Source organism: Uruburuella suis (assembly GCF_004341385.1).
Classification (GTDB): domain Bacteria; phylum Pseudomonadota; class Gammaproteobacteria; order Burkholderiales; family Neisseriaceae; genus Neisseria; species Neisseria suis.
The window spans coordinates 1-14,989 of record NZ_SLXE01000044.1; the positions used below are offsets into that span (position 1 = coordinate 1).

At 55.9% G+C, this 14,989-nt stretch carries 14 protein-coding genes; 6 read left to right on the forward strand and 8 right to left on the reverse strand.

Translation table 11 applies throughout. From position 1 onward, the window contains the following. Window positions 1-303: 303 nt before the first annotated feature. The 4 genes from EV680_RS11115 to EV680_RS11130 all read left to right on the forward strand — a co-directional run bounded on the left by EV680_RS11115 (window position 304) and on the right by EV680_RS11130 (window position 5,403). On the forward strand, window positions 304-1,980 hold the full coding sequence (locus EV680_RS11115) for an AMP-binding protein (protein WP_132954813.1): 1,677 nt from the start codon (window positions 304-306) through the stop codon (window positions 1,978-1,980). A 531-nt stretch (window positions 1,981-2,511) separates the two neighbouring features. Further along, window positions 2,512-3,147 (forward strand): SanA/YdcF family protein, encoded by a 636-nt coding sequence (locus EV680_RS11120; RefSeq protein WP_132954814.1) that lies wholly within the window; start codon window positions 2,512-2,514, stop codon window positions 3,145-3,147. A gap of 88 nt (window positions 3,148-3,235) precedes the next feature. Beyond that, a complete protein-coding gene (dinB, locus tag EV680_RS11125; RefSeq protein WP_132954815.1) occupies window positions 3,236-4,315 on the forward strand; it encodes a DNA polymerase IV in 1,080 nt (359 codons plus the stop codon). A 68-nt stretch (window positions 4,316-4,383) separates the two neighbouring features. Next, window positions 4,384-5,403, forward strand: a complete 1,020-nt coding sequence (locus EV680_RS11130; protein WP_132954816.1) for a hypothetical protein — start codon at window positions 4,384-4,386, stop codon at window positions 5,401-5,403. 64 nt (window positions 5,404-5,467) lie between these two features. Here EV680_RS11130 and EV680_RS11135 read toward each other — a convergent pair whose 3' ends face one another. The 8 genes from EV680_RS11135 to EV680_RS11170 all read right to left on the reverse strand — a co-directional run bounded on the left by EV680_RS11135 (window position 5,468) and on the right by EV680_RS11170 (window position 11,798). After that, on the reverse strand, window positions 5,468-6,115 hold the full coding sequence (locus EV680_RS11135) for an ABC transporter ATP-binding protein (protein ID WP_132954817.1): 648 nt from the start codon (window positions 6,113-6,115) through the stop codon (window positions 5,468-5,470). 2 nt (window positions 6,116-6,117) lie between these two features. Continuing rightward, window positions 6,118-6,789 carry a molybdate ABC transporter permease subunit gene (gene modB, locus EV680_RS11140; protein ID WP_132954818.1) on the reverse strand — a complete coding sequence of 224 codons (672 nt, stop codon included), beginning with the start codon at window positions 6,787-6,789 and terminating at the stop codon, window positions 6,118-6,120. A gap of 195 nt (window positions 6,790-6,984) precedes the next feature. Then, a complete protein-coding gene (locus EV680_RS11145) occupies window positions 6,985-7,575 on the reverse strand; it encodes an acetyltransferase (protein ID WP_132954819.1) in 591 nt (196 codons plus the stop codon). A 132-nt stretch (window positions 7,576-7,707) separates the two neighbouring features. After that, complete coding sequence (gene modA / locus EV680_RS11150; RefSeq protein WP_132954820.1) at window positions 7,708-8,457, reverse strand: molybdate ABC transporter substrate-binding protein; 750 nt, start codon at window positions 8,455-8,457, stop codon at window positions 7,708-7,710. Between the two features lie 564 nt (window positions 8,458-9,021). Beyond that, window positions 9,022-9,915: an acetylglutamate kinase gene (argB, locus tag EV680_RS11155; protein ID WP_132954821.1), complete on the reverse strand. Its 894-nt coding sequence runs from the start codon at window positions 9,913-9,915 to the stop codon at window positions 9,022-9,024. A gap of 241 nt (window positions 9,916-10,156) precedes the next feature. Continuing rightward, on the reverse strand, window positions 10,157-10,582 hold the full coding sequence (locus tag EV680_RS11160) for a YidB family protein (RefSeq protein WP_132954822.1): 426 nt from the start codon (window positions 10,580-10,582) through the stop codon (window positions 10,157-10,159). Between the two features lie 207 nt (window positions 10,583-10,789). Beyond that, on the reverse strand, window positions 10,790-11,257 hold the full coding sequence (gene ruvX, locus EV680_RS11165) for a Holliday junction resolvase RuvX (protein ID WP_132954823.1): 468 nt from the start codon (window positions 11,255-11,257) through the stop codon (window positions 10,790-10,792). Continuing rightward, window positions 11,250-11,798, reverse strand: coding sequence for a YqgE/AlgH family protein (locus EV680_RS11170; RefSeq protein ID WP_132954824.1), 549 nt, complete (start codon window positions 11,796-11,798; stop codon window positions 11,250-11,252). Before EV680_RS11170 ends, ruvX begins: the two co-directional genes overlap by 8 nt. Window positions 11,799-11,956: 158 nt before the next feature. On the opposite strand from EV680_RS11170, the gene EV680_RS11175 reads away from it, so the two are divergent. Together EV680_RS11175 and EV680_RS11180 are read left to right on the forward strand one after the other, a co-directional pair. After that, on the forward strand, window positions 11,957-13,300 hold the full coding sequence (locus tag EV680_RS11175; RefSeq protein ID WP_132954825.1) for a murein hydrolase activator EnvC family protein: 1,344 nt from the start codon (window positions 11,957-11,959) through the stop codon (window positions 13,298-13,300). Between the two features lie 138 nt (window positions 13,301-13,438). Beyond that, a complete protein-coding gene (locus EV680_RS11180; RefSeq protein ID WP_132954826.1) occupies window positions 13,439-14,902 on the forward strand; it encodes a S41 family peptidase in 1,464 nt (487 codons plus the stop codon). The last annotated feature ends 87 nt before the right edge of the window (window positions 14,903-14,989 follow it).

Genomic DNA, 14,989 nt, shown 5'->3' on the forward strand with positions numbered 1-14,989 from the left:
GATCGTTTGAAAAGGCATTATGAAAGCGTAGTTGCTTTAGCTTGTATTATGCTATGGCTGCCTTTATGACAAGTAATTGTCAGGACGCCCTAGGGCGTCCAAACAGCAATCATTTCCTGCCCAATGCGTTTTCAGACGGCCTCCCGCACAAGTAAAGCACTTACTCGAAATAATTTCTGCCATCACCAAAAGATTTACGCTATATTGTGAACCACCTGCGCAAAGCACCGGCGCGGGCCGGCAATATGAACAAGCCACCGCTATACACACAATAAATAAAGACTTGTCATCAGGAGAGACATCATGGAGAAAATCTGGCTGCAAAGCTATCAAGAAGGCGTGCGTGCCGAAGTGGACGTGCGCCAATTCAGCTCAATTGTCGACGTGTTCCGCCAAAGCACCGAGCGCTATGCCGACCGCACTGCTTTTATCAATATGGATAAAAGCATGACTTTTGGCGAGCTGGCTGAATTATCGGGGCATTTCGCCTCATTTTTGCAGCACCACCTCAAGCTGCCGCGCGGCGAACGCGTGGCGATTATGATGCCCAACCTGCTGCAATATCCAGTGGCGCTCTTCGGCGCGCTGCAAGCCGGCATGGTAGTGGTCAACGTCAACCCGCTCTACACCCCGCGCGAGCTGGAGCACCAGCTCAACGACAGCGGCACCACCACCATTATCGTGCTGGAAAATTTCGCCAACACGCTCGAATTGGTGCTGCCCAAAACAAAAGTGCAAAATATCGTGGTGGCCAGCATCGGCGATTTGCTCGGCGGCCTCAAAGGCTGGATCACCAATTTAGTGGTGCGCAAAGTGAAAAAAATGGTGCCCGATTATCACCTGCCCGGCGCCGTTGCCTTCAATCAGGCCATCGCCATCGGCCGCGCCAAGCCGTTTATCCCGGTCGACATCACGTTGGAAGACACCGCCTTTTTGCAATACACCGGCGGCACCACCGGCGTGGCCAAAGGCGCCGAGCTCACCCACGGCAATATTTGCGCCAATATCATACAAGCCAAAGAATGGATCGGCCAATCGCTCGATTGCGGCAAAGAAACCGCCATCAGCGCCCTGCCGCTCTACCACATCTTCGCGCTCACGGTAAACACCATGTTTTTCATGGAAATGGGCGCCACCAACCTGCTCATCACCAACCCGCGCGATTTGCCTGCGCTGATTAAAGACATCAAAAAACACAACATCACCGTGTTTGTGGGCGTGAACACCTTGTTTAACGCCTTGGTGAATCGCGACGATTTCAAAAGCCTTGATTTCTCGCGCTGGAAGCTCGCCTTGGGCGGCGGCATGGCAGTGCAAAAAGCCGTGGCCGACAAATGGAAAGCCGTTACCGGCATACCGATTGTGGAAGCCTACGGCCTCACCGAAGCCAGCCCCGGCGTAACCATCAACCCGATCAACATCACCGCCTACACCGGCAGCATCGGCCTGCCGATTCCAGGCACCGAGATTGAAATCCGCGACGATGCAGGCAAAGAAGTGGCCGTGGGGCAGCCCGGCGAATTGTGGATTAAAGGCCCGCAGGTGATGAAAGGCTATTGGCAACGCCCCGATGAAACCGCCAAAGCGCTGGATTCGCGCGGCTTTTTAGCCAGCGGCGACGTGGCCGTGATCGATGAAAAAGGCTGGATTAAGCTGGTGGACCGCAAAAAAGACATGATTGTGGTGTCGGGCTTTAATGTGTATCCCAACGAAATCGAAGACGTCATCGCCCATCACCCCAAAGTGCTCGAAGTGGCCTGTATCGGCATCAACAGCGAAAAAACCGGCGAAGCGCTGAAGCTTTTCGTGGTGAAAAAAGATCCTTCGCTCACCGAAGAAGAGCTGGTCAGCTTCGCCCGGCAAGAGCTCACGGGCTACAAAGTGCCGAAAAACATCGAGTTTCGCGATGAGCTGCCCAAATCGAATGTGGGCAAAATCCTGCGCCGCGAACTGCGTGATGAGGCGCAAAAAGCATTGTAATCTCAGCGTTTGCATTGACATTGGCATTTAACAACGCAGGCCGTCTGAAACCTTTCAGATGGCCTGAATCTTTTCTCGAACTTGCTTTGATTTATACCCATTCAAAAAAATAATATGCAAACAGGCAGCCTGTAGGTCGGATTCTCGAATCCGACACTTGTTCGCAGAACAAGGCACGCACATCGCTTTGGCCGTTGGCCAAACGTCGGATTCAAGAATTCGACCTACGCGGATGATGCTGCCGAATTGCTTTTATTTTGTAAGGTTATTTTTTAGAATTGGTATTATATGCATTGCTTCAGGTTTGATAGCAAAAATCCTTTGCAAAACACCCTTTCCGTCGCACCTGCTCAGGCAGGAGCCCGGCCTGCACGAGTGCGACAAATATCTGATTTTGCAAAGATCTCAGCAATTAAAACAATGCGCAGCCTAAACACAGACGCCAAAGCAGCGCCCGCCCAAACGCAGCAAGCATGATATGCTTGTTATCTTTGTTTTATTTTCCGGCAATTCTGCCAAAGGCCGTCTGAAATGCTGATTTTCCTGATATTGCTTGCCGGGGCGCTGATTGCGGCCGACCTTTATGTGTTGTTGCGTGCCCGCGCCCGCAGCCATGCCGATGCGGCACACACGCCGACTGCCGATTTCGGGCTGATTTTAGGCACGGCCAAATATGTGGGCAGCGGCGGCCTCAACCGCTATTACCAATACCGCATTGATGCGGCGGTGGCGCTGTGGCAGGCGGGCAAGGTGCGGCAATTTGTGGTCAGCGGCAGCGGGCTCGATAACACGCCCAGCGAAACCGTGTGCATGCAGGCCGATTTGGTGGCCGCCGGCATTCCCGAAACCGCCGTGTGGCAAGACCCGGCCGGCCTGCGCACGCTCGACAGCATTTTGCGCTACCGCCAAAGCTTTCCCCAACACAGCGTGTGCATTATTTCTCAGCCTTTCCACAACCAGCGCGCGCTGATGCAGGCGCAAGCCTGCGGCCTGAATGCCGTGGCCTACAATGCCCGCATTATCGGCGTGCACGCCGGCTGGAAAGTGCATCTGCGCGAGCGCTTCGCCCGCCTGCGCATGTGGTATGACTTGCTGCGCCGCGCCCGGCCCGCCCACAGCACCGCCCAAGTGCCGATACGGCAATACCCTACCCGACACGGCATGTAAAACGCTTTTTGCACAGCCCGGCGGCCTTGCAGATTTGGTATGGCAGGATTTGGTATTACAATAGCGTTTTGCTTTTCAGACGGCCTTTATGCAAGTGCGCAAAATCATCCACATCGATATGGACGCTTTCTACGCTTCGGTAGAATTGCGCGAACAGCCGCAGCTCAAAGGCTTGCCGGTGGTGGTGGCGTGGGACGGGCCGCGCTCGGTGATTTGCGCCGCTTCATATGAAGCACGCCAATTCGGGCTGCGCTCGGCCATGTCGGTGGCCGCGGCCAAGCGCCGCTGCCCGCAGGCGGTGTATATCGCGCCGCATTTCGATTTATATCGCGAAGTGTCGCAGCAGATTCACGCCGTTTTTGCGCAATACACCGACCTTATCGAGCCGCTTTCGCTCGATGAAGCTTATCTGGACGTGACCCGCAATTTCCACAACCTGCCCTACGCCAGCGAAGTGGCGCGCGCCATCCGCGCCGATATTTTGACGCAAACCGGCCTCACCGCTTCGGCCGGCATTGCACCCAATAAATTTCTGGCCAAAATCGCTTCCGATTGGCGCAAGCCCAACGGCCAATTTGTGTTGGCGCCGCAAAAAATCGAAGCCTTTCTCCACACGCTGCCTTTGGGCAAAATTCCCGGCGTGGGCAAAGTCACGCTGCAAAAGATGAACGCGCTGGGCATGCACACCGCCGGCGATTTGCGCGGCTTTGAGCGCGGTGCGCTGCTCAACCATTTCGGCCGCTACGGCTACCGCCTGTATGACTTGGCACGCGGCATCGATGAGCGGCCGGTGAAGCCCAGCCGCGAGCGTTTGCAGATTTCCACCGAAATCACCCTGCCCGAAGATTTGCCGCTGGCGCAAATCGCCCGCCACCTGCCGCATTTGGCCGAAGATTTGTGGCGGCAGACGGTGCGCAAAAACGTGCAGGCGCGCACGGTAACGCTCAAGCTCAAAACCACCGATTTCCGCACCATCACCCGCTCGCTCACTTATTCTTCGGCGCTGCCCGATGCCGCCGCGCTGGCGCAGGCTGCCGCCGCGTTGATGAAAAAAGTGCCGCCCTCCGCCGATGATGCCTACCGCCTGATCGGCATCGGCGTGGGGCATCTGCTGCCCAGCGGCCAGCAGCAATCGCTGTGGCAGGAAGCCGCTGAAAAGGCCGTCTGAAAGCAGCATTTCATCTGCCGCCAAAACGGTTTACAATCAAAGCGTTTTTCACTTTTGGGCGTTTGAATATGCAGCGGGCTTTTATTCTCAGCGATTGCGACTACCCTGAATGCCAAGCCAAGCCGCATGCGCTGCTCACGGCCAATCCCACCCGCGGCCATCACTTTATCGCGCAAACCGAGCAGCGCCAGCATGCCTTCAATCCGCAAGTTAATCCGCAAAATCAAAATGTGTATTGCTGGCCGCTCCCGCTGCTGCACAAGCCTTATCGCGGCAAAGTGTTGAGCGTCAACATCGAGGGCAATCTGGAAGCACCTGACCTCTACACACTCACCCATTTGGAAGGCAGCGAGGGCAAGCAATACAATCTGGAAAACTGGTTCAACCGCCACGAAAGCGGCCACGAAGAATCCTGCAACAGCTTGCGCGTGCTGCCCTCGGGGCGGCAAAAAGTGCCGCGTGCCATGTGGCGCGTGTTGCAGCTCAAGCTTTTGGATGTGCTGCGCAATCCCTACAATCGCAGCAGCCTGTTTGTGCACCATCTGCATCAGGTATTGAGCCGCCACCTGCCGCAAATCAGCGGCGAATTCACCGCGCTGATTGCTGCGCGCGCCGATGAAGATGTGGCGCCTATCCTGCAAACATTCGGCTTTACTTTCGACGAATACACCGCTTGGCTGGCCAATCTCTACGGCATGCTCAGCGAGGGCGTGCACCATCCCTCGCTGTTTGAACGCCTGTTTGCCTCGCTGTTTGCCTGCCCCGGGCTGCGCCTCGAGCTTTACCGCTACGATGATGCCGCGCATTGCGCTTTTTTTGCCGACAGCGGCTATTGCCTGCAAGCTTCCGCTATCGAGCTGAGCATAGGCTTCAGCGTGAGCGCCGATATGTTTGCCATTGTGCACATCAGCCGCGGGCATTGGCAGCACTTCGCGATCGCCACCGATGCCCTGCCGCCGCAGCTGAACGCAGAAATCAACGTGCACGACAACAACCACATCCAGCGCATCACTTACAACCACCTGTGCGTGCGCCAGGCGCATGAAGCGGTGTATGGCAAAAGCGCGCTGCGCAGCGCTTATTTTTAGCCCGCCATCAAAAAGGCCGTCTGAAACTTTTTTCAGACGGCCTGATTCATCTCACCGCATGATGCTACACGCGCTGCACCCGCCCGTTATCCATATGCCAAATCTCATCGGCCAAGGCTTCGGCATCGGCCATATCGTGGGTGATTAAAATCATCGGCACGCCGCTTTGGCGCTGCAAAGCGGCCAATTCTGTGCGGGTGTGGCGGCGCAAATCGGTATCGAGTGCAGAAAAAGGCTCGTCCAGCAGCAAGATTTTGGGCGCGGTAATCAGCGCGCGCGCCAGCGCCGTGCGCTGTTTTTGGCCGCCCGAAATCTGCCCCGGGCGCTGATGCGCCACATGCGCCAGCTGCAAAGTGTCCAGCCATTGCTGCACCGTTTTATGCGGCTTTTTACCCGGATTGCGCCAACCGGTTTGCAGACCGAAGCCGATATTCTGCGCCACACTCAAATGTGGAAACAGCGCATAATCCTGAAACATCAGCCCTGCACGGCGCGATTGCACCGGCAAATCGGTGTGCGCATCAAACCAGGTTTCGCCGCCGATGCGGATATGGCCGCCATCGGGCTTGAGCAGGCCGCACAAAAGCTGCATGGTGAGGCTTTTGCCCGAGCCAGAAGCGCCCACCAGCGCCAGCCGCTCCGATTGGCTCGCCAGCTGCACATCCAGCGAAAATTGCGGCAGCTTTTTATGGATGGCAATATCAAACAACACCTTTATCTCCCGTCCCGCGCACGCGCCAACCGACCAACCGCCAGCAAAATCACAATGCACACCATCGAAATCAGCAGCACCAATTGATTGGCCAGCGCATCTTCGCCCGCCTGCACCGCTTCATACACGGCAATCGACAAGGTTTGCGTTTTGCCCGGCAGGCTGCCGGCCACCATCAGCGTGGCACCGAATTCGCCCAGCGCGCGGGCAAAAGCCAGCAGCACACCGGCCAAAATGCCGCGCCAGGCCAAAGGCAGGCTCACGCGGAAAAACACCGAACGCTCGCACAAACCCAACACGCGCGCAGCCTGCTCCAATTGCGGATTCACCCCTTCAAACGCCGCACGGGCGGGCTTGAACACCAGCGGAAAAGTCACCACCATTGCCGCAATCACCGCGCCCTGCCAGGTAAATATCAGATTGATGCCGAACGTGTTTTGCAGCCAGCCGCCAATCGGGCCGTTGCGCCCGAGCAGCACCAAGAGATAATAGCCCAGCACCGTAGGCGGCATCACCATCGGCAGCGTGAGCACCGTATCGAGCACATCGCGCCCGGCAAAGCGCCAACGCGCCAGCACAAAGCCGGCTGCCGTGCCCAACACGATATTGAGCAGCGTGGCCAATCCCGCCACTTTGAGTGAGAGCCACAGAGCCACACCAACCGTTGCATCCATTATTTATTCTTCTTAACTTCCGAATTAACTTCCGAAAAAAGGCCGTCTGAATGTTTCAGACGGCATGTTATACCAATCCAAATCAGCATAACCATCCAACATAAAAACTGCTTAAAACCTTTCAGACGGCCTTTACACAACTGGCATTGTGTTTGACAAGGTGAAAGAACCCAATTGGTTTAGCGGCTTCAGCACTCAAACCAGATTGCGGCATTCTTGCGCCGGATTGCCGAAAGCCACCACATCGGCCGCAATATTTTTTACCACCACGCTGCCCGCACCCACGATGCTGTTTGCACCGATGCTCAAACCCTGAATCACGCAGCTGCCGATGCCCACCTGCACCCGCTCACCCACCGTTACATTGCCTGCCAGTGCCACACGCGGGCAGATATGCGCATAAGCGCCGATGATGCAATCGTGCTCCACCACCGCAGCCGTATTGATAATGGCGCCCTCATTCACGCAGGCGCCTGCATTAATCACAGCCAGCGGCATCACCACTACGCCATTTCCTAATATAACATCAGGTGAAATTACGGCGCTGGGGTGCACCAAGCTTACCAAACGAAAGCCCGCCGCTGCCACTTTACGACCCAAGCGTTCACGCACGGCATTGTCGCCCACGGCCACGATGATGTCGCCTTTGGGCAAATGCTCATCAAATTTACGCCCATGGGCATCATCTAAAAAGCTGATATTTTGATAACCCACACTTCTTGCGATATCGGCAACCACCTGCCCATGGCCGCCGCCACCGTAAATATACAGATTTGGTGATTTCATGATTTTTCTCTCTTATCCGGCACCCAAAACACAAAAGTTTTATAATTATGCCATTAGTAGGCAGCCATTTTAAGTGACAAATCCACCAAATATCCCTACGCACAAATTAAAAGCAATTATCGTCAAACAAAATCAACGCACCGCCGCAAACCCATACCGCTTCAACACCGCCTGCCCGGCCGCAGAGCGCACATATTGCACAAAGCGTATCGCCTCGGTCTGCTCTTGGCTGCTTTTCACCACCGCAATCGGGTAGGAAACCGGCGTGGTGGTGGGCACGGTGCGCAACACTTTCACCTTATCGCGCATCAGCGCGGCATCGGTGTTATACACAAAGCCCGCATCTACTTCGCCGCGCGCCACATAATCGAGCGATTGGCGCACATGCTGGGTGTTGATGATTTTCGGTTGCAGCGCCGCCCACAAGCCGGCTTTTTCCAGCGCCGCTTTGGTGTAGCGCCCCACCGGCACGCTGGCCGGATTGCTCACAGCAATACGCTTGATGGCGGGCGCGTTTAAATCCGACAATTGATTGATGCGCAGTGTGCTGGCAGCGGGCGCAGCAATCACCAGCGAATTACGGGCAAAAGTGTGGCGCGCCTTGCTATCAATCAAGCCTTCTTGCGCGGCTTTATCCATGGTTTCTTCATCGGCAAAGGCCAACACATCCACCGGCGCGCCTTTGAGCGCTTGTTGCAGCAATGCGCCCGAGCCAGCGGTGTTGAGGTTGATTTTGGCTTGCGGATGCTGTTTTTCATATTGCACGGTAATATCTTTAAATGCATTGCTCAGGCTGGCCGCGGCCGACACGGTGATTTCGGCAGCGAAAGCCGCGGGCGTAAGCAGCAGCGCGGCCAGTGCAAAATTCAGGCGGATGTTCATGGTTTTCCTTTGATTGTGTATGAGCTGTGGGTTTTTAACATTGGCAGCGATGCGTTGTTATACTCATTTATAACTACTACTTTAGAACTAGGGTCTGTTCACAATTCATCTCATGGCAATCTTTTGGCTCAAAAACGCGCCTGCTACGTTGAAAATGCTCGCAAGGTGTCCAACCTTGCTGCGCTTTTCGCCTTGCAAGCGCGCTTTTGCGCTCAAAATCTTACGCACGGATGAAATGTGAACAGACCCTAAAAGGCCGTCTGAAACATTTTTCAGACGGCCTTGCTGCAACCCCTATAGCTTTTATACCAATTCAAAAAAAGTAAGCTAACAAGGCGGCGAGCCGAAGACAGTACACCTATTGATTCGGCAATTAAATATTGAACATTTTCAGATGCCGGCAAACAAGCCTTTGGCTTGTTGCCCTCTCCCTAGCCCTCTCCCACGGGAGAGGGAACAGGTTTCTGCTGCGGGTAAGAGGATGTGAATATTCAATAATTAATTGCCGTATCTATAGTACGGCTAGGCGAGCCAACGAAGTTAGGTTATTTTTTTGGATTGGTATTAATCCGGCTCTTTGCCCAAAATCATCGAGCCTATACCTTTATCGGTGAAAATTTCCAACAGCAGCGCATTGAGCACGCGCCCGTCGATAATGTGCACCGCTTTCACGCCATTGGTGGCCGCTTCAATGGCCGAGCTGATTTTCGGCAACATGCCGCCGTAAAGCGTGCCATCCGCCACCAAGTCGTCGATGCGCCGCGGCGTGAGATTGGTGAGCAGATTGCCTTCTTTATCCATCACACCGGTGATATTGGTCATCATCACCAGCTTTTCGGCATTCAATTCTTCGGCCAGCTTGCCCGCCACCAAATCGGCATTGATGTTGAACGCTTCACCCTGGCGGCCCACGCCGATGGGCGCCACCACCGGAATATAGCCGCGCTCGACCATGCCTTTAATCAGCGAGCAATCGATGCTCTCCACCACGCCCACTTGGCCGATGTCCACCCCGTTGCGCTCGGGCGTGTTGATAAAGAGCTTTTTGGCCTTGATAAAATGGCTGTCGCGGCCGGTGATGCCCACGGCCTTGCCGCCGTTTTGATTCAGCAGCGACACAATATCTTTGTTCACATGGCCGCCGAGCACCATTTCCACAATGTCCATGGTTTCGCCGTCGGTCACACGCATGCCCTGCACAAACGTGCCCTCTTTGCCCACTTTATTGAGCATATCGTTGATTTGCGGGCCGCCGCCGTGCACAATCACCGGATTGATGCCCACCAGCTTGAGCAACACCACATCTTTGGCAAAGCCTTCTTTCAAATGCGGCTCGGTCATGGCATTGCCGCCGTATTTAATCACGATGGTAGAGCCGGAAAAGCGGCGGATATAAGGCAGCGCCTCGGCCAGAATGCTGGCTTTCACGCCGGGCGGAATGTGTTCGGCTTCAATCATGGCATTTCTCCAAACGGGTTTGCAGGGTTTCATGCCCATCCGAAAAAGCAAGCTTGCCGCGTTGTTCCGCCTTGTAAGCTTACTTTTTTAATGGGTTTCAGACGGCCTATTATAGCGGAAGAGCCGCCTGCAAATACAAGAGGCAATATTAATCATTCATCATCAATCAAGCAATAAACACAATACAAACAAAAGGCCGTCTGAAATCATTTTTCAGACGGCCTTTCATTATTCTGCTGCTTTACTTCACCAGATTTTTCAACACCAGCGAAGCCAAGTCATCCAAGCCGAAGCCGTCGGCATCCTGCACTTTACCCTCGGGCGTGGCGCTGTCGACCAGATTGGGCAGATATTGCGCCAGCAAATCGCTGGCTTGCTGGCCGTTTAAGCCGAATTTGGCCGCCACTTGCTCGATGGCATTGCCGCCCAGCGCCTGCTGCAAATCGCTGCCGCTCACGCTTTGGTTGCTGCTTTGGGTGGAAATCCAGCTATTGAGCGCATCGCCCAAGCCGCCTTGTTGCAGCTTGGCCATCAAATTGCCGATGCCGCCGTTTTGCTGCACCAATTCCATCAACATACCCAGCGCGGCATTTTGCCGGCCGCCGTCGCCGTTTTGATTGCCGATGGCCGACATTGCCGCATTGAGTAAAGAATCCATCAAAGCCATGATTGTGTCCGATATAAAAGGTTGGAAAGGGTTTTAGTGTAGCAGAGCGCTTTATGGATATATAGAAATTTTAATTTAACAAAATCAAGGCCATCTGAAAGATTTTTCTTTTCAGACGGCCTTTTTATAGAGCCTGTTTATCATTTATCTGCAAGCAAGAGCTTGAGCCGACATTAGCGCAAGAGCGGGATGAAATGTGAACAAACCTTAATCTTCGTTCGCCGCTTCGCGGCCATTGAAATATTCCGCCGCACCACCTTCAAAAAAGCCCTGCAATATCGCTTGCGCGGCCACTTGGTCGAGCACGGCTTTTTGTTTGCGCCCAAACACCTGCGCTTCGGCCAGCAGGCTTTCGGCATAAAGCGACGACAAACGCTCGTCCACCCAATACACCGGCAAATCAAAGCGTCCATGCAGGCGGCGGCCGAATTTGCGGCACAAGCGCGTGAGCTCGTGCTCGCTGCCGTCGGTGTGTGCCGGCAGCCCCACCACCAACTGCCGCGGCTGCCATTCTGCGACCAACTTGGCAATGACGGCGAATTTGGCTTCGTTGCCCTCGCCCGTTACCGTGGCGAGCGGATGCGCCGTGCCCACTTCAGCATCGCCCTCGGCCACGCCGATGCGCGCTTCGCCGAAATCAAACGCCAGCGTGGTGCCGATGGGCGCTTTATGCATGGCCGGCGCCGCTCATCAGGCCGGCCTGCTCGATGCCGAGCTTGGCCAGCGCCGCCTGATAGCGCTCGGCATAAGGCAGGTCAAACAAAATATGCGTATCCGCCGGTACGGTGAGCCACGAATTGCCCGCCAGCTCGCGCTCAAGCTGGCCTTTGCTCCAGCTCGAATAGCCTATGCTCACCACCGCTTTATCCACCGCGCCGGGTTTGCTCAGGTTTTCGATGATATCGCGCGAAGTGGTCATCGCCACATCATCGTTCACCAACAGGCTGCTCTGCCACGAGCCCACAGGCGTGTGCACCACAAAGCCGCGGTCAATCTGCACCGGCCCGCCCATCATCACCCATTCGTTTTGAAAACGCTCGGGCATTTCGCTCTCTGAGGCGCTGAACACCAAATCCATCGTCACCGGCGAAGGCTTGTTGATAATCACGCCCAGCGCGCCCTCGTCGTTGTGCTCGCAAAGATACACCACACTGCCTTCGAAAAACGGGTCGCCCATCGAGGGCATGGCAATCAGAAAATGATCTGCTAAATTCATATCGGAACTTCTCATAAGGTTTCTCTCTCGATATGGGGCTTGCCTGCTGTTTTGCAAGGCCGTCTGAAACATTGCACCAATATGCGCGGCACGCTTTCAGACGGCCCGGCAAACCAGTATAATCACCCCGTTTGCGCCCAACCCGATTGAAACACACCATGTCGTTTAAACCCTTGCTGCTCGCCGCCCTGCTCGGCCTCTCCGCGCCCCTCTTGGCCGCGCCCGAACCTGCTCCGGCCGTCGATGCCGGCGATTTGAGCGATATCCGCCAAGCCATCAGCGCCGCCCAAGCCGATTTGCAGGCCAAGCAGGCTGCCCAAAAAAGCGCCGAGCAAACCCTGGCGCAAACCCGCGCCGCGCTGGCCAAAGCGCAACAAGCCTTAAGCGAAGTCAACCGGCAGCAGCGCGATGCTTGGCAAAAGCTGCAAACCCTGCAAAACGAATTAGGCCGTCTGAAAACCGAAGTGGCCGGTACCAAAGCGCAAGTGGCGCGCCTTTTGAGCGGCCATTATAAAAACCGCCAGCCCAACGCCGTGATGTTGTTTCTGAAAAACGCCGAGCCCGGCCAAAAAGAGCGCTATCTGCAATACACCCGCTACATCAACCAAGCCAACGAACGCGTGATTGCTAGGCTTGTGCAGCAGCAAGCCGAATTGGGCGCACAAGAAAGCGCCATCAATGCCGAAGTGGCCCGCCTCAACACCCTCAAAGCGCAAAAGCAGGCCGCGCTGGGCAAGCTCGGGCGCGAAAATTCCACCGCCCAAACCGAAAGCCGCGCCCTATCCGCCCAAATCGACAACCAAGCCAAACGCATCGCCAAATTGCGTGCCGATGAGCAGCGCCTCAACGCCCTTTTGGCCGACATAGCCAAACGCAACGCCGAAAAACGCAAACAAGAAGCCGCCGCACGCCAAAAAGCCGCCCAAGCGCGCATTGCCGCCGCCAACAAAGCCCGCGCCGAGCAAGCGGCCAAAAAACAAAGTAAGCAAACCGCCGCCAAACCCGCCACCCAAACGGCCGACAAGAAACCCGTCAATAAAACCACCACGCCGCGCTCCACCCTCACCGCCGAAGACCGCGCCTTGCAAGCCCCTGCCGAAATGCAGGTCAGCCGCAGCGGCTTCAGCGCCATGCAGGGTCGCCTGCGCCGCCCCGTGGGCGGCAGCATCAGCGGCCGCTTCGGCCAGCCCCGCCCCAGCGGCGGCAGCTGGCGCGGCGTGTTTTTCACCACCGCACCGGCACCCGTGCAGAGCATTGCCGCCGGCAGCGTGGCCTATGCAGGCCCGCTCGAAGGCTACGGCAATATGGTGGTGATCGATCATGGCGACGGCTATGTGAGCGTGTATTCCGGCTTGTCGGGCGTGTCTGTGGCGGGCGGCAGCAGCGTGTCGACCGGCAGCAACATCGGCCGCAGCGGCAGCCTGCCCTCGGGCGAGCAAGGGCTTTATCTGGAAATCCGCTACCGCAGCCAGCCGATGAACCCGCTCTCCTGGATACGTTAAACCGCATTATTTATCATATCAGTTAGCGTATTTTTACCCCCGCACAGTTGCCCGCAAGAAGCAAATCACATAAAGTGCCACATTATCCCGCAGGCCGTCTGAAAGCCTGCCGCAAGCAGAAAAGAGAAAGCAAAACCCATGGCAAAATCCACTTTGAAAAAAGTCGCCCTCTACACCCTCGGCGCGTTCAGCGGCGTGATACTCAGCCTGAGCGTGCAAAGCCTGGCCGCCGATAAAGACAAAACCAACGAAGCGCTGCCGGTGCAATCCATCCGCACCATGGCCGAAGTTTACGGCCAGATTAAAGCCAATTACTACCAAGACAAAAAAGACGACGAGCTGATCGAAGGCGCCATGAAAGGCATGGTGGCCGGCCTCGACCCGCATTCCGAATACATGACGCTTAAAGACTATGCCGACCTGAAAGAATCCACCAGCGGCGAATTCGGCGGCTTGGGCATGGAAGTGGGCGCAGAAGACGGCTTTATCAAAGTGGTGGCACCGATTGAAGACACCCCGGCCGAGCGCGCCGGCGTGAAAAGCGGCGACTTGATTGTGAAAATCGACGGCGCATCCACCCGCGGTATGAACGTGAGCGAAGCAGTAAAAAAAATGCGCGGCAAACCCGGCACCACCATCACCCTCACCCTTTCGCGTAAAGATGCCAACCAACCGATTGTGGTTAAAATCACCCGCGCCATCATCAAAGTGAAGAGTGTGCGCCATCACCTGCTCGAGCCGGGCTACGGCTATATCCGCATCAGCCAATTCCAAGAGCGCACCGTGGCCGCGCTGAATGAAGCCGCCCAAGCGCTGGAAAAAGAAAACAAAGCCCCGCTCAAAGGCTTGGTAATCGATTTGCGTGATGACCCGGGTGGCTTGCTCAACGGCGCTGTGGGCGTATCTGCCGCCTTTTTGCCCGCTGATGCGCCGGTGGTGAGCACCAAAGGGCGAAACGGCCGCGACGGCATGAGCCTGCGCGCCACTCCTGAAGACTATATGCTCGCCAGCGGCCGCGATCCATTGGCCAACCTGCCGCCGGAATTAAAAACCATCCCCATCACCGTGCTGATCAATTCCGGCTCCGCATCGGCCTCTGAAATCGTGGCCGGCGCCCTGCAAGACCACAAGCGCGCCGTGATTGTGGGCACGCAAAGCTTCGGCAAAGGCTCGGTGCAAACCGTGCTGCCGCTCTCCAACGGCAGCGCCGTGAAGCTCACCACCGCACTTTACTACACCCCCAACGACCGCTCGATTCAGGCGCAAGGCATTGTGCCCGATGTGGAAGTGAAAGATAAAGCCCGCACCTTCGAGAGCCGCGAAGCCGATTTGCTCGGCCACATCGGCAACCCCATCGGCGGCGATGAAGTGCGCGGCGAAGTGCCCACCTTCATCCCCGACGATCCCGCCGCCAAATCACCGGCCGCAAAAGGCGACGATAAAGAAGACCTCTCCAGCCGCCGCATCCCCAATCCGGCCAAAGACGACCAATTGCGCAAAGCTTTGGATTTGTTGAAATCACCGGCCGAATGGCAAAAATCGCTGGGCTTGGCCGCCAAAAAACCGGCACCCAAAAAGAAAAACGGCGAAGCCGACAACTAGGGCGTCCTGACAATTACTTGTCATAAAAATAATCAGATAAAAGAAAGGCAGATAAGTTAAAATTTTTGTCGCCAAGCAAAACATACT